The sequence below is a fragment of the Agromyces sp. ISL-38 genome (assembly GCF_018613935.1).
Taxonomy (GTDB): domain Bacteria; phylum Actinomycetota; class Actinomycetes; order Actinomycetales; family Microbacteriaceae; genus Agromyces.
In genome coordinates, this window is sequence record NZ_JAGGPF010000001.1 from 216311 (window position 1) to 234748 (window position 18438).

Sequence of the window (18438 nt, forward strand, 5' to 3'; positions counted from 1 at the left end):
TACCGCAGCCCGGCGCGCGGCGGCACGCTGGGGGAACGACACCGACGTCGATCCAGCAGATGCGCAACGTCGGGCATCGCGAGAGCGAACCCGTGCGCATCCCGTCCGAAAAGGCATGGAATCCCGATGACTGCGCAACTCCGCCCCCGAATCATCCTCGTCCACGGCGCCTGGGTGGGCCCGTGGGAATTCGGCCCACTCGAGCAGATCCTGCGCGAGCGCGGCTGGGAGGTCGACGCGCTCGATCTTCCCTCGACCGGCAGTACCGAGAGCATGCTCCAGGATGCCGCGGCGATCACCGCCGCGATCGATCGCGCCGACGGGCCGGTCGTGCTCGTCGGGCACTCCTACGGTGGCGTGCCCGTGACGGAGGCGGGCGATCACCCCGCGGTCGAGCGCGTCGTGTACGTCGCGGCGTTCGCGCTCGACGCCGGTGAGAGCGTCATTGCCTCGGTGGGCGGCTCCCTCCCCGAGGCGTGGGGCATCGCCGACGGTCAGGTGACGATGGGCCGCAGCCGAGACGAGCGCGTGGACCTGATCGCCGCGGACATGCCCCCCGGAGTTCCGCGCGAGGCATCCGAGCAGCTCGCCGATCTGTTCCGGCCGCAGTCGCTGGCCTCGTTCGGCGACGAGGTCTCACGCGTCGCGTGGCGGGTGAAGCCTGCGACCTACATCCTCACCGAGAACGACGGCGTCGTCGCGCCGGCATTCCAGGAGTCGCTCGCCGTGCGCAGCGGCGCCGAGATCGTGCGCATCCCTCACGGTCACGCGCCGTTCCAGGAGGACCCCGCCGGCTTCGCGGACCTGCTCGAGCGCGTCGCAGCTCTCTCCTCCGTCGCGAGCTGAACGCGCCACTCAGACAACCGAGCACCAGACCCATTACCGCATCCACCACTCAGAGAAGAGCAGGACGATGACCCTGACTGAAACCCCGACCCCCGCATCCACCACCGCTCCCCCGCCCGGACGACTGTTCATCGGCGGGCACTGGCGGGACGCCTCGGACGGCGGCCGCATGGACGTGATCGCCCCCGCGACCGGGAAGAAGCTCACCGAGGTGGCGAAGGCGACGACCGCCGATGTCGATGCCGCGGTCGCGGCCGCGCGCGCCGCGTTCGACTCGGGAGTGTGGTCGGGGTTGTCCAGTCGCGAACGGGCGCGCATCCTGCAGCGCGCCTACACGCTCATGCGCGAGCGCTCCGAGGAGCTCGCCCAGGCGGAGAGCTCGAACGTCGGCAAGCCGATCACCTTCGCCCGGGTCGTCGACGTCAACAACGCCGCTGAACTGTACGAGTACTACGCGAGCCTCGGGCACCACCTCGACGGCTCGGTGCGCGAGATCACCGGCCACGCCCACGTCTATGTCAAGAAGGAGCCGATCGGCGTCGTCGCGGCGATCACACCGTTCAACTTCCCGCTCATCCTGTCGAGCACGAAGATCGCCCCCGCGCTCATCGCCGGCAACACGATCGTGCACAAGCCGGCGAGCGGTACCCCGCTGAGTGCGCTGCTGATGGCGCAGATCCTGCAGGAGGCCGGCGTGCCCGACGGCGTCTTCAACGTCGTGACGGGCTCGGGCGGCGCGATCGGCGATCACCTCGTCGCGCATCCGGGCGTCGACAAGGTCGCCTTCACCGGGTCGACTGAGATCGGCGCGCACGCGGCGCAGCTCGCGGGCAGCACTCTCAAGCCGTTCACCGCAGAGCTCGGCGGCAACGCCGCCAACATCCTCTTCGCGGATGCGGACCTGAACACGGCGATGCACACCGTCATCGCCGCCTTCGTCTTCAACACCGGGCAGTTCTGCATGGCGGGACCCCGGCTCCTGGTCGAACGTCCGATCTACGACGTCGTGCTCGGCATCCTCGCCGAGGCGGTGCCGCACGTGCCCTTCGGCGACATCACGAATCCCGAGACGGTGATCGGGCCGCTCGCGAGCGCGACCCAGCTCGAGAAGGTCTCGGCGATGGTCGACCGTGCGAAGGCGGCCGGCGCCCGGGTGATCACGGGAGGCGAGAGGGCCGAGCTCGACGGTTTCTACTACCGCCCGACGGTGCTCGCGGATCTCGGTGCCGACGCCGAGGCCGTGTCGGAGGAGGTATTCGGCCCGGTGCTCACCGTGCAGCCCTTCGACACCGAAGAGGAGGCGATCCACCTCGTCAACTCCACGCGCTACGGGCTCGCGAGCGGCATCCAGACCTCGGATCTGGCGAAGGCGCACCGCGTCGCCGCGCGGCTCGAAGCGGGGATCACCTGGGTGAACGGCTGGGCCCTGCTCGACCCCGCCACTCCGTTCGGCGGGGTCAAGGCCTCGGGCTGGGGTCGCGAGGGCGGACCAGAGGCGATGGCGTCGTATCAGCGCTCGCACTCGATGGTGTTCAACCTCGAGCAGGGGACCGCCCAGTGACGGCGGGACGCGCCGCCGTCCTCGAGGCGCCGGGCGAACTGCTGGTCAGTGACGTCGAGTTCGCCGACCCCGGCCCCGGGGAGGTGCTCGTCAAGCTCGTGGCCTCGGGCCTGTGCCACACCGACCTCGGCGTGATCGCCGGTGGCATCCCCTTCCCCTCGCCCGGGATCATCGGGCACGAGGGCGCCGGCATCGTCGACCGTGTCGGCGAGGGCGTGACCGGCCTCGCCGTCGGCGACAAGGTGCTGCTGAGCTTCACCTCGTGTGGATCGTGCGAGGCATGCGACTCGGCGCACCCGGCCTACTGCGAGACCTGGCTGCCGCGGAACCTCCTGGGGATGCTCCGTCCGGAGGGCTCTGCGGATGTCACGCGCAACGGCGCCCCCGTCGCGAGCCACTTCTTCGGCCAGTCGTCGTTCGGCCAGTACGCGATCGCCGACGAGCGCTCGGCCGTGAAGGTCGATGCGGGGGCGGATCTCACGGTGCTCGCCCCGCTCGGGTGCGGGGTGCTCACCGGTTTCGGATCGATGTGGAACGTGCTCGATCCCGGGGAGGGTGACATCGTCGCGGTCTACGGGGCCGGCGCCGTCGGGCTGTCAGCGGTCATCGCGGCGGCGCAGGGGAATCCGTCCCAGCTGATCGCGATCGATCTCGTGGATGAGCGGTTGCGGCTCGCGGAGGAGTTCGGCGCGACGGCGACGATCAACGCCGGCACCGAGGACGTCGGCGCGCGGCTCGCCGAGCTGACCGGGGGTCGCGGCGTCAGCCTGAGCTTCGACACCACGGGCAGCCCGAGGGTCGCGCGCGGAGCCCTCGATGCCGCATCGGTGCGCGGCACGGTGCTCGTGTGCGGCGCCCCGCCTCCCGGGACCGAGATCCCCGTCGACATCCAGGGAATCCTGTCAGGGAAGGTGCTGCGCGGGGTCACGATGGGCGACACGGACCCGGCGACGCTCATCCCGCTCCTGATCGCGATGCACGCCGAGGGGAAGCTGCCGCTCGAGAGGCTCGAGAAGCGCTACCCGCTCGACGAGATCGGTCGCGCGGCGGACGACATGCACCACGGCGTCACCGTCAAGCCCGTGATCGTGTTCTGAGCGCCCGCACGCGGAGATCCTCGACCCGGGGGTCCGCGCCGGGCGATCAGCGTGGCACCCTCTACGGTGCACACCGCGAAATTCCAGTTCAGGAAGTAGCGAACCGCCCCTGACGTGAGGGTCCCGGCCGAACGGCCGGGGCCCTCACCGCGTCGGGGGGCACCAGACTCGCCACCGACGTAATCCGGGACGGTCGGACGAGACCTCTTGCGCTGAGGGGCCGAGATGTGAGACCTTCGGCAACGATGTTGACGTCAACATCCCGAGATCGCGGCGCATCGACGCTCCGCGAAGATTGGAGACCGATGAGAAACCCAATGGGCATCGTCCTCGCCGCGGCCCTGCTCACGGCGGTGGCCGCCCCACTCCCGGCAGTCGCAGCTCCCTCGACCGGCCCTACCGGTACGAGTGAGTTCCGCGGGGTCAACTGGGCCGATCCGCGCGACAACTATGCCGATGACGAGGTCGTGCCCTCCGGTCTGGACACCGACGACGACTACCGAACCACTTACGCAAAGGCGTCGGACATCGTCCAGGAGTTCCGTCGCGAGGTGGGCGCCAACACCGTGCGGCTTCCCATCAATCCGTCGAGCGTCGGCACCGACTGGTGGGAGTCCTACCAGGGCGCCATCGACGCTGCCACCCGCCACGGCTTCAAGGTCATCCTCAGCTATTGGGAGGGCGACAACGCCAAGGACGGCCGGGCCGACGACCCGGCTGCGTTCGACGCAATGTGGGACACGGTGGTCACGGAGTACGGCAAGAACCCCCTGGTGTACTTCGAGCCGATGAACGAACCGTTCGGCTACACCCTCGACGAGTGGGTCTCTCTCACTTCGGGCTGGCTCGACGACCATAGTGACGTCCCGCGCAAGCGCGTGATCATCTCGGGCACCGGCTACAACGACGATGTCACCGGCGTCGGCGCGGCCGAAGAGCTCGAGGGCACGCTGCTCTCGCTGCACTTCTACGGGTTCTGGGCCAACCACACCACCGAGGACGAGTGGAAGCAGAACCTGCTGCCCCGAATCGGCGAGTATGGGTGGCGCACCGTCGTCTCCGAGGCGGGCTCACCCATGACGACCGGACTCAACTACGGCAACCACGATGGCGACGTCTACACGTCGTATCTCGGCGCCCTCACCGAGGTGGCCCGCGACCAGGGCATCGGCCTCGTCTACTGGCCGGGCCTGCGCACGAACGACGCCTACACGCTCACGACCCTGAGCGCCGATGGCGAGCTCGAGGTGACCAACGAGTCGGGCCTCGCGCAGATCCAGTGGGGCTGGGGCCTCCTCGACGAGGAGCAGCTCAACGACCTGCCCCCCGCCCCTCCCGGCGAGCCGCTCGTGAGCGTGAAGCACGGCGTGTGCGTCGACGTTCCCGGATTCTCGACCACGGCCGGTACCACCCTCGGACTCTGGTACTGCAACGGCGGCGGGAACCAGTCGTTCGACTGGACGGCCGAGCACGAGCTCTCCGTCTACGGCGACATGTGCATCGCGCCGGTCGGCGGGGTGGTTGCTGGCAGCAAGCTCATGATCACCGACTGCACCGGCACGCCCGAACAGCAGTGGGAGCTCAACGCCGACCTCACGATCAGCAGCACCGCGGATGCCGGCCTGTGCCTCGCCACTCCGGAGAACGAGTGGGGCGTGGCGCTCGCACCGTGCGACGCGACCACCACCACCCAGCAGTGGACTCGCGGATAGCGGTCGGCCGATCCTGAAGCGCGCCTGCCTCCCCCGCGCGGGGAGGCAGGCGCGCTTGGCCATACGCCCTAGTCGAGCCGCGCGTAGGCGTGGCGCGCTGCTCGCGCCTGCGCTTCGAACCGGGCGGCGACGGCGTTGCGGCGTCGTTGGAGCCCGGTCGGCGTCTCGACGAGGTCGAAGAGGCCCATCGTCAGCCGATGCGCGAACGGCGGCTCCATTGAATGGCGATAGGTCCACTCGATCATGTCGAACAAGGGCCACCATGTGTAGCCGACGACGTCGACGCCGCTCGAGCGAATGCGCTCGACCGCGGCGAGCGACGCCTCTAACCATTCGATTCGCTCGGCCGGGCTTCCGGTCACACAGGTCTCGGTGACCATGACGGGCGCGCCATATCGGTCGGCGTAGAGGCGGAGCATCTCAGTCAATCCGTTGGTGCCGTCGTCGCGCGTGGGCCGCGGATCGGCGAACCCGCCCCTGTGATGGACGCCGGCCTCGAAGACCTCGGTGGAATGCCGCGGGTAGTAGTTCACTCCCATGACATCTGGCGTGACCGCGTGGTCGGCGAACCAGGCGAGCTCGTCATCGCCGACGCCCTGCCCGGTGAGCAGCGGTACGAGGGGATGGTCGCCGCCGACCCGTCCCGTCACGAGGTCCTCCACGAGGAACGCCTGTTCGCTGAGTCGCCGTGCCTCCGCGCGGTGTTCCGGCGCATCGATGTCGCCGACGTATCGCAGCGAGGCATCCACGTGGACGAACGTCGCATCGGCTTGCACGTCGGCAATGCCGCGCTGCGTCTCCACGAAGCCTCGGGCGAGCGCCGCCGACACCGCCACGAGCCCGGCCGGTCCGCGCCCATACGGTGGCCAGTATCCGTACTCGCCGCAGAACAGGGCGTGGATCATCGGCTCGTTGACCGGGGTCCAGTCGGTCGCGACATCCGAATACCGCTCGGCAGCTCGCGACGCGAACTCGGTGATGTGCTTCGGATAGTCGGGATGCAGGAACTGGTCGTCGAGCCAGAGCGGCGTGCCGTAGTGCAGCAGGTCGACGATCGGGCGCACACCGAGCTCGCCGAAGCGTGCCATGACGCGGTCGGTCCAATCCCAGTCCCAGGTGCCCGGGGCCGGGCTGACCCGATGCCACGGGATGCCCCAGCGGAGGAACTCCGCGCCGACCGACTGCGCGAGCGCGAGATCGTCGTGCCAGCGGTCGTAATGCTCGGTGAGCTCGTACTCGTCGATCGGCCGCTCGCCCGCCCGTTCCTGCGGCACGAACGTGTTCTCGATGCCCGCGCCGAAGTGCAACCGGCCGTCATTCCACCACTGAGCTTTCGTCGCCACTTACTTCATTCCCGTCGTCGCGACGCTCTCGATGAAGCGTCGCTGGATCATCAGGAACATCACCGCGAGCGGCAGCACCGCGATGAGCGAGCCCGCCATCATCACGCCCTGCGGGATGATCCCGCCGGGCCCCGTCAGCAGCGTGAGACCCGAGGTGATGGTGCCCATCTCGGCTTCGGTCGTGAACACGAGCGGCCACAGCAGGTCGTTCCAGTTGTTGACGAAGGTGAAGATGCCGAGTGTGAGCAGCGCAGGCACCGCATTGGGCAGGATGACGCTGCGGAAGATCCGGAACTCGCTCGCCCCGTCGATCCGCGCGGCGTTGTCGAGGTCGCGGGGCAGCGAGAGGAAGAACTGCCGCAGGAAGAAGATGCCGAACGCGTCGGCGGCGCGCGGCGCGATGAGCCCGGCGAAAGTGTTGACCCAGCCGAGGTCGGCAACGAGCTGGTAAATGGGAATCAGCGTCGCCTGGAACGGGATCATGAGGCTCGCGATGATCGCGATCAGCAGCACCCGGCTGCCACGGAAGTCGATTCGGGCGAGCGCGTAGGCGGCGAGTGAGTCGAACGCGAGCGCGAACAGGGTGACACCGCCGGCGAAGACGACGCTGTTCAGGATCAGCCGGGCGAAGGGAAGTTCGTCGAAGATGCGCGAGAAATTCTCGAGCGTCCACTCACCCGGAATCAGGGTCGGCGGGTAGGCGTTCACCTCGGCGATCGGCTTGAATGCGGTGAAGACGATGATGGCGATCGGGAGCAGTGACGCTGCGGCCGCGAGCAGCATGCCGAGCACGAGCATGACGGATGCCGCGTGCACGCGGCGCGGGCGACGGTGATCGGTCGCGGTCATTGCATATCCTGCTCTCGTCGGCCGAAGAAGACGAACTGCACGAGGCTCAGCAGCAGCGTGATCGCCAGCAGCACATAGGACAGCGCGGAGGCGAAGCCGAGCTCGAGTTCGCGGAAGCCCGACTCGTAGATCTCCATGACGATCGTCTGCGTGGAACCGAATGGGCCGCCGCCTGTCATGACGTAGATCTGGTCGAACGCCTGCAGGGCGGCGATGAGGGCGACGATGAGCACGAACGCGAAGGTGTTGCTCAGCATCGGCAGGGTGATGTGCACGAGTCGCTGCCAGGCGCTGGCGCCGTCGACGACGGCGGCTTCTCGGAGGCTTGCCGGGATCTCCTGCAGGCCTGCGAGGAAGATGACCATGTAGAAACCGAAGTTCTTCCAGACCGCCACGAGTGCGACGGTCGGCATGGCGAGCGCGGGATCCTGCAGCACGTTGCCGAGCTGGATGCCGGCACCGCGCAGCCAGTAGTTGAGCAACCCGATCTGCGGGTCGAGCAGGTACGACCAGGCGAACGCAGCCACCGCGAGGGACACGACGAATGGCAGGAACAGCGCCGTGCGGAATGCGCCGCGCAGCGGCAGGCGGGGATGGTTCAGGGCAAGCGCGAGCACGAGCGCGACGATCACCGCGGCTGGCGTGAACAGGGCGGCGTAGAGCGCGGTGTTGCCGAGCGCCCGGAGCACCGCCGGGTCGGTGACGACCCTCGCATAGTTCGCGAAGCCGACCCAGCTCTCACGGCCGAATCCGCTCGAGTCGGTGAACGAAAGCCGGAACGCCGAGAGCATCGGCCAGGCGACGAAGGCCCCGAGCAGGACGAGCGCCGGCGCGAGGAACAGCAGCGCGAGCAGGCTGCGGCGGGCGCGTCGGGGGCCTGCTCCGCGCCCGCCGAGCGGTGCGGGCGGCCGGTATCGCGTCGCCGGCTTGTGCAGTGTGATGGACATGGTTCTCCGTTTCGATCGGGTGGGGGCTGCCGCGGGGCTCCCGCCCCCACCCGGGATGCCGAAGGCTCAGCCGGCGAGTGCAGCCTCGATCTCGGCCTGAGCGTCCGACAGCAACGCGCCGGCATCACCGCCCGCGAGCGACTTCTGCGTCGCCGTGTCCATTGCGGACAGCACGTCGACACTCGCGGTCACGCCCGGCAGCAATGGCCGGCCGGTCGCGGCGATCTCGGTGAGCGACGCAACGACGGGGTTCGATTCGACCGCGGTCGCGGGGATATCACCGCGCAGCGGGGGCCAGCCCGAGCCGAGCGACCATTCAGTCGCGACATCCTCACTGAAGAAGTACGAGAAGAACGCTTCGGCGCCTGCGATCTGGGCGTCGTCGGCCTGTGCGGTGATGCCCATGCCGACGCCGATCGCGCTCGCCGCCTGCGCCTCGGGGCCGGCTGGGATCGCGGCGATGCCATAGTCGATGTCGTTCGCCTCGGAGATCGATGCCATCCACGGTCCGCCGACGTGCATTGCCGCCTTGCCCGAGCTGAACAGTTCGTCGGCACCGATGCCGTCAAGCCCGGTCGGGGAGATCTTGTTCGTCGCGACGGCGGATGACCAGTACTCGAGGGTGGCCACGTTCTCGGGTGAGTCGATGACGGCCTCGCCGTCGGTGACGAGGTCCCCGCCGCCACCGTAGAAGAGGCTCGGCCAGAGGCCGTTCGCGACGGTGGCGTGATCGGGAAGGGCGAGGCCGTACTGCTCGGGAGTGCCGTCGCCGTTCTCGTCGACGGTGAGCTGCGTGGCGACGTTCACCCATTCGTCCCACGTCTTGGGGAATTCGGTGATCCCTGCGGCGTCGAACAGCGTGCGGTTGTAGAACACCGAGAGGGGCACGAACCCGGTCGGCACGCCGAACTGGGTGCCATCTGCCGTCACCATGTCGATCGCAGCGGGCACGATCTCTGCGACGTTCTCATCGCTGCTGTACAGCTCGCCGAGGTCGACGAACGCGCCCTTGTCCGCGTAGACGGGCATGCGCTCGGCGGGCATCGCGACGATCTCGGGACCTTCGTCTGCTGAGAGGGCGGGAAGGAGCGTGTCGTCGATGACATCCCAGGTCTTCACCTCGGTCTTCACGACCACCTCGTCCTGCGAGGCGTTGAAGTCGTCGACGATCTGCTCGAGCACGTCGCCATCGGCTTCCGTGTACCCGTGCCAGAAGGTGAGCGTCGTCGGACCATCTGATGCGGGCTGAGTCGGGGCGCATCCGGCCAGCGCAAGCGCCCCGGCCGACACCGCGGCAAGTACTGCCGTTGCCGTCTTCCTCATCGAAGTTGCCTTTCTGTGGTGACGTCGTCGTCATCCCGCTCGACTTCGTCGGGGTGGGGGCGCCCTCTCCCGTTGCGGCGAGGGTAAACGTTGTATGGTAAACGTTGTACCAGCATCTAAACCCAACCCGGATCGACTGTCAAGCGGTAGGTACAACGTTGTACGCTGGCGTGGTGTCGAACGAGATCGGAGGACGCGTGAGTACGACGCTGCACGATGTCGCGCAGCACGCCGGCGTCTCCATCAAGACCGTCTCGAACGTCGTGAACGGGCTCGGCAGGGTCAGCGCGGCAACGCGCGAGCGGGTGCTCGCCTCGGTGGCCCAGCTCGACTACCGACCCAACCTGTCCGCCCGCAGCCTGCGATCCGGTCGAACGGGCGTCATCGGACTCGCCGTCCCCGAGCTGTCACTCGCCTACTTCGCGCAACTCGCGGATGCGGTCATCGAGGAGGCCGAGCGACGCGACCTGGTCGTGCTCATCGAGCAGACGCGTGGCGGCGACCGTGCCCGGGAACTCGAACTCCTGCGCGGCCCGCGACGACAGCTCACCGACGGGCTCATCTTCAGCCCCTTCGGCATGACGGAGGAGGACACCGAGCTCCTCGACATCGGCTCGCCGCTCGTCCTGCTCGGCGAGCGGCTGCCCGACGCGAACGTCGACCGCGTGACCATGCGCAACGTCGAGGCTGGCGCCGCGGCGACCGCGAGCCTGTTGAAGCTCGGGCGTGAGCGGATTGCCGTCATCGGCGCGCATCTCGACGCACGCCTTGGTTCCGCCGTTCTTCGCTACGAGGGATACGTGCAGGCGCTCCGTGCGCACGGCATCGAGCTGCGCGACGAGCTCGTCGTGGAGGTCGACCTCTGGCATCGCAGCAACGGCGCCAAGGCGATGCGCGAATTGCTTGCGCGCGGCGAGCCTTTCGATGCGTTGTTCGCCATGAACGACGAACTCGCGCTCGGCGCCCTGCGAGTGCTGCAGGAGGATGGCATCGACGTGCCGTCGGACGTCGCACTCATCGGATTCGACAACGTCGACGATGGACGCTTCTCGCGACCGAGCCTTTCGACCGTCGACCCGGGTCGCTCTGAGATCGCCGCGATGGCGGTCGAGCTGCTGCTCGAGCGCATCGGCGGCGCCACCTCCGACGACGTCGCGCCGCGCGAACTGCAGTCGCCGTTCCGCATCATCGAACGCGAGTCGACCAGGGACGAATGAGATCGGTCGATTCCGAGGGCGGTGTCAACCGGTCAACGCACCACCCGGGAAGAATTGGTCCGAAGGTACGTATCTGTTCACGATCGAGCAGGATGATGAGCTGTGGCGGCTGTGGGCCAGGGGCGGGTCAGGTGCTTCGCGCCGCGTGTGAGTTGTCCCCGGCGATGGGGTCGCTGAGGAGTGCGTGGAGCTGGCCCGTCGTAAGTGCCTGTACGGGGAGTGGTGCGGTGTCGCCGCGTTGGGGGGTCAGGCCATCGAGCATGACCCAGAGATAGCGGCGGTAGAGGTCGCGGGTATCGCTGCGTTCTTCGATTTCGGGTCCGTCCTGCACGACGGTGCTGATGGAGATGCAGGCTATCTGGAGGAAGATCAGATCGGTACCGGTAGCGTCTGCACGTATGACTCCGGCGTCTCGTGCACGTTCGGCGACGCGATTCACGAGTGGCGCCAGTCGGTTGCGGCTCTGATCGTGCATTTCCGGCCTGACGCGCCGACCGGTGAGGAGTTCAGCCATCCCGCGATCGCTCACATGCAGAGCGAGCGACTTCTCCAAATAGAGCACGAGTCCGTCCCAGGGGTCGCCCATGGCGAGAGATTCGTTCAGGATTGCCTCGAGTTCATTGTCCTGTTGATATCGAATCGCGTCGATGAGGTCTTCCTTGTTCGCGAATCGTCGGTACGCGGTGCCCACGCCCACGCCGGCATGGTGGGCGACATCGTTCAGGGTCGCGTCGAGCCCGCGCTGGGCGAAGACCTCGCGCCCTGCTTCCAAGAGTCGTGCGCGGTTGAGGGCAGCATCCTTGCGCAGCTTGACATCGGTCATGTGCACGACCCTATCAAAGCGGTTGCGAGGTATCCGCTTGTGTGATAGTTTATATACGGATGCGCCGTATCCGCTTTGAGCTCAACTTTGCTGCCGTCCGGCGGCGTGCGTCCAAAGTCGAAGTTCGGCACCCAAACCGGTGCCTCCCATGCCCGCGTCTTGACTCGGGTATTCCAGATTCGTCGCAGTCAACGCTCCGACGCCCAGCGTGAACGGGTCAGTTGTGCTGCCGATGAGAAGTGAAGGAAGACATGCTGACATCTGAGCAGCGTCGCGATGCCGAATCGGCGATCACACGCTTGATCTACACCTACTGCCATCGCCTGGATGGCGCCGACTTGGCCGGCGCCGCCGCACTGTTCGAGCACGCGCGCTGGCAGCTATCGCCCGATGTGATCTGCCAGGGCGCCGCGGAGCATCTCGCTGCCCTCGAGGTCATTCGTGTCTATGGTGACCGGCTTGGCACCCGGCATGTGGTGAGCAACCTGCTCATCGACATCGCGGAGGACGGCGCAACCGCTCAAAGTGTTTCGTACGTCGACTCGATCCAGGTGACCGAAGACTTCCCACTGCAGCTGATCTTCCAGGGGCGTTATCTCGACACGTTCGTATTCGAAGACGGGTCGTGGCGTTTTCACGAGCGAGTTGTCGATGCTGACGGCGTCGGCGACATGCGAGCCCACCACAAGCCCGCTGCCGGTATTCCGGCGGAGGCCTCCTGAGCACAGCGCCAGCCATCCTGCGGTCGTGGACCGCCGAAGAAGGAGACACACCGTTGCCGAAAGAGTTGTTCAGCAGCTTCGGATGCGACTCGACCCCTTGCCGGCGGAACGCGCTCAGCCTTCAACAATGAACCGAGAGATGGAAAGAGAAGAGATGTCCCCGACAGTCGCGTTCAACAGTGGCGTCACCATGCCCGCGATCGGCCTAGGCGTATTCCAGACTGCTCCGGAGGAGACGGTCGCCGCGGTGCAGACGGCGCTGGAGCTCGGGTACCGACACATCGACACCGCCGCCGCGTACTTGAACGAGCGGGAGGTTGGCGAGGGCTTGCGCCGCTCTGGGGTGCCGCGGGAAGAGGTGTTCATCGAAACCAAGGTGTGGGTCACCGACTACGGGTACGAACAGACGCTGCACGCGTTCGAGAAGAGTGCGAAGAAGCTCGGCGTCGAGCAGCTGGATCTGCTGCTCTTGCACCAGCCGTTGACTGCAAAGTTCGAGCGCACGATCCAGGCGTACAAGGCGCTCGAGAAGCTCCTGTCCGACGGGGCTGTTCGCGCCATCGGCGTGAGCAACCTCGTGCCGGCCCGCCTCGACGCTCTGCTCGCGGAGACCGACATCGTGCCGGCGGTCAACCAGATCGAACTGCATCCGTACAACATCCGTGCCGAGTTGCAGGCGAAGAACACCGCACACGGCATCGTTACCCAGGCGTGGTCCCCGATCGGCGGCATCCGCAGCTACAACGGCGAACCCACCAACCCGCTGAACGACCCCACGATCCGCGCCATCGGCAAGGGCTACGGCAAGTCGAACGCACAGGTCATCCTGCGCTGGCACATCCAGCAGGGCCGCTCCGCCATCCCGAAGTCCATCAACGCCGAACGCATCGCCCAAAACTTCAACGTATTCGACTTCGAACTGACGAACGATGAGCTGGCACGGGTCGATGCCTTGGACACCGGCGACACCCTCGACATCGACAACCTCGACACGGAGTCGTTCGGCATCGTCATCGACGAGGCCTGAGACCTACCAACACCCTGGGCGGGCCGCATCTGTTCGGCGGCCGGCTCAGGTCTGTTTCATCGATGCCGTGAGTGTCACGCAATCATCAGGAACGGACATCATGACAACGCTCGCCACCAGTGGCATGACGCGCACGCGAACCATCATCTTCGCGATCGCCGGCGGTCTTGCCGTCGGAAACCTCTACTGGGCTCAGCCCCTCATCGAGGAGATCGCTCGCTCGCTCGACGTCTCCTCCGCGGTCGCCGCCTCGCTGGTGACCGTAACCCAGATCGGTTACGCGCTCGGAATCTTCCTGATCGTCCCCCTTGGCGATGTCCTCAACCGCAAGCGGATGATCCCCCTGATCCTCGGACTGTCAGCGCTCGCACTTCTCGGTGCGGCCGTCGCCCCGACCTTCTCGCTGCTGCTCGCCGCGCTCGGCGGGGTGGGCCTGACCACGGTCTCCGCGCAGCTTCTGACCCCGCTCGCCAGTGAGCTCGCGGCACCAGATCAGCGCGGGCGCGTGCTGGGAACCATCGCTTCCGGAGCCCTCATCGGCGTGCTTCTGTCCCGTACGATCAGTGGAGCCGTTGCAGAGTTCATCGGCTGGCGCGCCATCTACGTCTTCGCCGCGATCCTCACCGTCGCCCTCGCCGTGGTGCTGTCGTTCCTGATCCCCCGGCTGGACAAGCGCCCGGCCACGAACTACTTCCGCCTGCTCGGTTCCGTGTTCACCACCGTCGCCCAGCACCGAGCAGCCGCGCCCACGCTCCTCATCAGCGCAGCGGTGTTCTCCGTGTTCTCCCTGTTCTGGACCTCGCTGACCTACCTGCTTTCGGCGTCGCCGTTCTCGCTATCCGTTGGCCAGATTGGCCTGTTCGGCCTCGCGGGCCTCGTGGGTGCAGTCGCCGCACGGCGGGCCGGCATGTTCCACGACCGCGGCTGGTCAGTGCCATCCTCTGGAATCGCGCTCAGCCTCCTGGCCGCCTCCCTCGTCGGCGCCTCGCTGGCACAGTCCTCCGTCATCGGCCTGATCGTGGTCGTCATCATGCTGGATCTCGCCGCGCAGGCCACCCTCGTACTCGGCCAGACCCGGCTGCTGTCCCTGCCCGGCCAGAACCGCAGCCGCCTGAACACCGCATTTGTCGTCAGCAACTTCCTCGGCGGCGCGATCGGCTCCGCCCTCGCCGGGCCGCTGTGGGCTGCCGGCGGGTGGACCGCCGTCACCGGCACCGCCCTGGCCATCATCATCGTCGCGCTCCTGGTCTGGGTTCTCACCCGCCGCGGCGCTCTCACCGACCAGAACTGACACCGCTCGACACCAGCAAGGAGATCCCCGAATGTCTCGCATTTTCATCACCGGATCCTCAGAAGGTCTCGGCCGAAACGCCGCCCTCGACCTCATCGAGGACGGGCATGAGCTCGTCCTCCACGCCCGCAACCCCCACCGGGCCGACGCCCTCAGCGATCTGACCGCGCGCGGTGTTCGAGTCGTCGTCGGAGACCTCGCCCATACCGACGACGTCCGCGCGATCGCAGAACAGCTGAACAGCATCGGCCGGATGGACGCCGTCATTCACAACGCCGGCGTCGTCGACGGACCCCCGCTCCTCCCGGTGAACGTCGTCGCACCCTACCTGCTCACGGCGCTGATCGAGCGTCCGGACCGGCTGGTGTACCTCAGCAGTGGCATGCATCGCGGCGGGCGGGCTGACCTGACCGGCGTCGACTGGTCTGGGACCCGAGCCACCAAGACGTACTCCGACTCGAAACTGTTCATCACCGCGTTCACGATGTTCGTCGCCCGCGCCTGGCCTAATACCTTCAGCAACGCCGTCGACCCCGGCTGGGTGCCCACTCGCATGGGTGGGCCCGCGGCGTCGGATGACCTCCGGGAAGGCCACCTCACCCAGGCATGGCTGGCCGGAAGCGACGACCCCGGAGCCGAAGTCACCGGCGGGTACTGGCACCACATGCACCAACAGGCACCCCACCCGGCCACCCTGAACCAAGGCTTTCAGGACGAACTGATCGCACAGCTCGCCGACCACACCGGCGTCGCCCTCCCGACCACCCGCTGAGGCGAACGCCGCGCCATCAAAGCGCTGCTGCAACAGTAGGACCAACCCGTCCACCCACCAATGAAAGAGGATCCTCATGACTGACCAGCCCAAGCAGATAGGCGGCGGACGCCGCATGTTCGGCGACTTCGCTCCGAAGCTCGCCGCCCTCACCGACGACGTGCTCTTCGAGGACGTCTGGAACCGCCCCGAGCTCTCCGCCCGCGATCGCAGCCTCATCACTGTTGCGGTGCTCGCGGCCGGTGGCGACTTTCCCCAGCTCGAGTTCCACCTCGGCCGTGCCGTTGAGAACGGCGTGACCCGGGAAGAGCTCATCGAAGCTCTGACTCACGTCACCTTCTATGCGGGCTGGCCCAAGGGGATGGGTGCGATGGGGATAGCGAAGAAGGTGTTTACCGAATAGGGACGACCAAGCTCTCCGTCTCGCAGCGGCGCCATCTGCTCGAGCTCCATGACGCCGGGGAACACACGCAGGAGGAGAGTTCCTGACGGCAGCGGATGCCAAGTGGCGGGGGTTACTCGCACCCACAGGACTGACGAATCACCAGGGTCGCCGGCTGCACGAAGCGCCGGGGGGCATGGACCGACTCCCCGGCGAGGACCTGTTCGACGGCGGTGGCGGCCAGCTCCTGCACCGGTTGCTGCACGACCGTGAGTTGGGGATTGGTGAACTCTGATTCCTTCGTGCCGTCGAAGGCGACCACTGCGACGTCGCCCGGAACGGAGAGTCCCGACTCGTAGAGTGCGCGGTACAGGCCGATGGCCTGCATATCGGAGCTGACGAAGACGGCACTGGGCCGGTTAGGACCGGCGAAGAGTCGAAGGCCGGCCCGGTAGCCGCCCTCGCGGGAGAACGCATCGCGAGCGATCGGCCCGTCAGGCAGGCCAGCATCTCGAATGGCCTGGAGCCAGGCTGCCTCTCGGAGCTCGATGTCGGCGCCGCCGCTGCCACCGATGATGAGGCCGATCGTGGTGTGACCGTGGCTGATCAGGTGCTGCACACCCTCGTAGGCTCCCTGGAATGCGTCGACACCGACGCTGTTGAATGTTGGAACCTCGCGGAACGTGTTCAGGAGAATCATGGGTACCCCGGTGTCGGGAAGGGCTGCGACATCCGGGCGTGCCAAGACGCTCGTGATGATGATGCCGTCGACCTGTCGTGCTGCCAGGTTGAGGATGTGCTGCCGCTCGACGGTCGCATCGCCCTCACTGTTGGCGAGGATCAGGTCGAAGCCGCGTTTGGCCGCCGCGCCGCCCACGGCGAGCGCGAATTCCGCCCAGAGCGGGTTGTCGATCTCGGGGAAGATGAACCCGAGGAGCCGTGTGGTTCCTGTTCGGAGGGCTCGAGCGCTGACGTTGGGACGGTAGCCGAGAACGCGGATCGCGTTGCGGACGCGTTCTGCCGTGGCGGCGGCGACCGGTCGTGGCCCTTCGTTGACGACGTAGCTGACGACAGCGGTGCTCACTCCGGCATAGCGGGCAACGTCGGCACGCGTGACTCGCTCGTGCGACGATGCACTGTTCGTCACGGCTTCACAGACCCCTCAGCCTCGTTGTCGGTCGAGTGTATTCGACGCGTCGACCGAGGCGGGGGCATCACCGAAATCGGGGATCTCGAGGCGAGCGCCGCCCTGGAGAGCGGACTGGTGGGCGATGATGCCGGGCAGCGTGTAGCGGGCCGCCACCCACGCGTTCACTGGAGGGAGGGTGCGGTCGACAACGGCGCGGACGAAGTCGTCGACGAGGAAGTGGTGGCTGCCTTCGTGTCCGCTCGGGATGCCGTGGTACACCTCGGGGAGTCGATCGACGTCGTGAACCTCGGCGTAGCCCGACACGAACGCTTCCCGCAGTTCTGGGGCGACGTTGGCAAGCGAGGGGTCGTCGAGCGACATGGTCGGCTTGGTCGCGATCTTGTCGCTGATGTCGAAGACATCGTGCTTGTCTTGCCAGACGCTGACAGTGGCGAGCTGCTCGAAACTGGCCTCGGTGCCGAAGTACCGGAACCGGGATTCCCTGATGTGCGAGGGGTAGCCCACGCGCCGCATCTCATTGATGCGCATGACGCCGCCGTTGTCGAGCTCGAAGAGGGCGCTGGCGTTCGAGAAGTCGTTGTCGAACTGGCTGATCTCCTTGTCGAAGACTCCGTCGTCGCGGTCGTCTCGGACTCCGATGCAGCTGACACTCACCGCATGGCCTTGGACGGCGCCCAGCACCCCACCGACCGAGTGAGTGGGGTAGAGCATCGGCGGGTAGCTGGCGGTCTTCTTCCACTCGGCGCCGCCGCTGTACTGGTAGGCGGAGTAGAAGCCGAGGTCCATGTCGTGGACGTAGTCGCCCTCGGCATAGAAGATGCGGCCGAAAGCTCCCTCGGCGACCTTCTTCCTCGCGAAGACGGTGGCCGGGTTGTAGTGGCTGGTCTCGCCCATCATGTAGGTCAGGCCGGTCTCGCGTACCGCCTCGATGATCGCCGAGATCTCCTCCTGGGAGATGGCCATCGGGACAGCCGAGTACACATGCTTGCCGGCACGAAGCGCCTGGACGACGAGCGGCCCGTGCGTCCAGCGCTGGGTGAAGAGTGCGATCGCATCGACGTCGGAGGCAAGAAGAGCTTCGAAGTCGGCAACCGTGCCGTCCAGATCTTCGCGATCGACGAGCTCCGTTGCCCGTTCGGGCAGCAGATCCGTCACGAAGACGGTGCTCACATCGGGGTGCACCTTGAACAGGGTGGCGAACTGGGCGGCGAACTGCCCAGCTCCCACCACTCCGATGGAAATCATGTGAAGCCTTTCAGGGAGCAATGCTCATGGGCTCTTCGTCGCAAACTGGAGAGCTGAGCGTCGGTGTGATCGCGAAGTAGAGTCATCCTGACACGCAAATCTACTCGTGACAACTCGCAGACATCCCCGGC

The 18438-nt window shown here is 66.9% G+C and carries 17 protein-coding genes; 10 read left to right on the forward strand and 7 right to left on the reverse strand.

Going from position 1 to position 18438, the window contains the following annotated elements:
* Nucleotides 1-126: 126 nt before the first annotated feature.
* The 4 genes from J7E25_RS01010 (at nucleotide 127) to J7E25_RS01025 (ending at nucleotide 5216) form a co-directional block, all read left to right on the forward strand.
* The gene (locus J7E25_RS01010) at nucleotides 127-846 is read left to right on the forward strand and encodes an alpha/beta hydrolase (RefSeq protein WP_214867097.1); all 720 of its coding nucleotides are present in this window, start codon (nucleotides 127-129) and stop codon (nucleotides 844-846) included.
* Nucleotides 847-913: 67 nt separating this feature from the next.
* The gene (locus tag J7E25_RS01015) at nucleotides 914-2407 is read left to right on the forward strand and encodes an aldehyde dehydrogenase (RefSeq protein WP_214867099.1); all 1494 of its coding nucleotides are present in this window, start codon (nucleotides 914-916) and stop codon (nucleotides 2405-2407) included.
* Nucleotides 2404-3504, forward strand: a complete 1101-nt coding sequence (locus J7E25_RS01020) for an NAD(P)-dependent alcohol dehydrogenase (protein ID WP_214867101.1) — start codon at nucleotides 2404-2406, stop codon at nucleotides 3502-3504. The genes J7E25_RS01015 and J7E25_RS01020 overlap by 4 nt, the downstream gene beginning before the upstream one ends.
* A gap of 317 nt (nucleotides 3505-3821) precedes the next feature.
* Nucleotides 3822-5216: a ricin-type beta-trefoil lectin domain protein gene (locus J7E25_RS01025; RefSeq protein WP_251038689.1), complete on the forward strand. Its 1395-nt coding sequence runs from the start codon at nucleotides 3822-3824 to the stop codon at nucleotides 5214-5216.
* A 68-nt stretch (nucleotides 5217-5284) separates the two neighbouring features.
* Here the strand turns inward: J7E25_RS01025 and J7E25_RS01030 are convergent, their stop codons facing one another.
* The 4 genes from J7E25_RS01030 to J7E25_RS01045 form a co-directional block, all read right to left on the reverse strand.
* Complete coding sequence (locus tag J7E25_RS01030; RefSeq protein WP_214867104.1) at nucleotides 5285-6559, reverse strand: family 1 glycosylhydrolase; 1275 nt, start codon at nucleotides 6557-6559, stop codon at nucleotides 5285-5287.
* Nucleotides 6560-7408 carry a carbohydrate ABC transporter permease gene (locus tag J7E25_RS01035; RefSeq protein ID WP_214867106.1) on the reverse strand — a complete coding sequence of 283 codons (849 nt, stop codon included), beginning with the start codon at nucleotides 7406-7408 and terminating at the stop codon, nucleotides 6560-6562.
* Entirely contained in the window at nucleotides 7405-8355 is a 951-nt protein-coding gene (locus J7E25_RS01040) for a carbohydrate ABC transporter permease (RefSeq protein WP_214867108.1), read from the reverse strand. The genes J7E25_RS01035 and J7E25_RS01040 overlap by 4 nt, the downstream gene beginning before the upstream one ends.
* A gap of 66 nt (nucleotides 8356-8421) precedes the next feature.
* Nucleotides 8422-9678: an ABC transporter substrate-binding protein gene (locus tag J7E25_RS01045; protein ID WP_214867110.1), complete on the reverse strand. Its 1257-nt coding sequence runs from the start codon at nucleotides 9676-9678 to the stop codon at nucleotides 8422-8424.
* A gap of 197 nt (nucleotides 9679-9875) precedes the next feature.
* On the opposite strand from J7E25_RS01045, the gene J7E25_RS01050 reads away from it, so the two are divergent.
* On the forward strand, nucleotides 9876-10895 hold the full coding sequence (locus tag J7E25_RS01050; RefSeq protein ID WP_214867113.1) for a LacI family DNA-binding transcriptional regulator: 1020 nt from the start codon (nucleotides 9876-9878) through the stop codon (nucleotides 10893-10895).
* A 127-nt stretch (nucleotides 10896-11022) separates the two neighbouring features.
* On the opposite strand, the gene J7E25_RS01055 is transcribed toward J7E25_RS01050, so the two are convergent.
* A complete protein-coding gene (locus J7E25_RS01055; RefSeq protein ID WP_214867115.1) occupies nucleotides 11023-11718 on the reverse strand; it encodes a TetR/AcrR family transcriptional regulator in 696 nt (231 codons plus the stop codon).
* Nucleotides 11719-11957: 239 nt separating this feature from the next.
* Between J7E25_RS01055 and J7E25_RS01060 the strand changes: the two genes are divergently transcribed.
* From J7E25_RS01060 to J7E25_RS01080, 5 genes are all read left to right on the forward strand, one after another.
* Complete coding sequence (locus J7E25_RS01060) at nucleotides 11958-12440, forward strand: nuclear transport factor 2 family protein (RefSeq protein ID WP_214867117.1); 483 nt, start codon at nucleotides 11958-11960, stop codon at nucleotides 12438-12440.
* Nucleotides 12441-12594: 154 nt separating this feature from the next.
* Nucleotides 12595-13467 (forward strand): aldo/keto reductase, encoded by an 873-nt coding sequence (locus J7E25_RS01065; RefSeq protein ID WP_214867793.1) that lies wholly within the window; start codon nucleotides 12595-12597, stop codon nucleotides 13465-13467.
* A 100-nt stretch (nucleotides 13468-13567) separates the two neighbouring features.
* Nucleotides 13568-14758: an MFS transporter gene (locus tag J7E25_RS01070; protein ID WP_251038690.1), complete on the forward strand. Its 1191-nt coding sequence runs from the start codon at nucleotides 13568-13570 to the stop codon at nucleotides 14756-14758.
* Nucleotides 14759-14789: 31 nt separating this feature from the next.
* A complete protein-coding gene (locus J7E25_RS01075) occupies nucleotides 14790-15530 on the forward strand; it encodes an SDR family NAD(P)-dependent oxidoreductase (RefSeq protein ID WP_214867119.1) in 741 nt (246 codons plus the stop codon).
* 76 nt (nucleotides 15531-15606) lie between these two features.
* Nucleotides 15607-15933 carry a carboxymuconolactone decarboxylase family protein gene (locus J7E25_RS01080; protein ID WP_214867121.1) on the forward strand — a complete coding sequence of 109 codons (327 nt, stop codon included), beginning with the start codon at nucleotides 15607-15609 and terminating at the stop codon, nucleotides 15931-15933.
* Nucleotides 15934-16045: 112 nt separating this feature from the next.
* On the opposite strand, the gene J7E25_RS01085 is transcribed toward J7E25_RS01080, so the two are convergent.
* Both J7E25_RS01085 and J7E25_RS01090 read right to left on the reverse strand, forming a co-directional pair.
* Entirely contained in the window at nucleotides 16046-17059 is a 1014-nt protein-coding gene (locus J7E25_RS01085) for a LacI family DNA-binding transcriptional regulator (RefSeq protein ID WP_214867123.1), read from the reverse strand.
* Between the two features lie 15 nt (nucleotides 17060-17074).
* Nucleotides 17075-18307: a Gfo/Idh/MocA family protein gene (locus J7E25_RS01090; RefSeq protein WP_214867124.1), complete on the reverse strand. Its 1233-nt coding sequence runs from the start codon at nucleotides 18305-18307 to the stop codon at nucleotides 17075-17077.
* Nucleotides 18308-18438 lie beyond the last annotated feature (131 nt).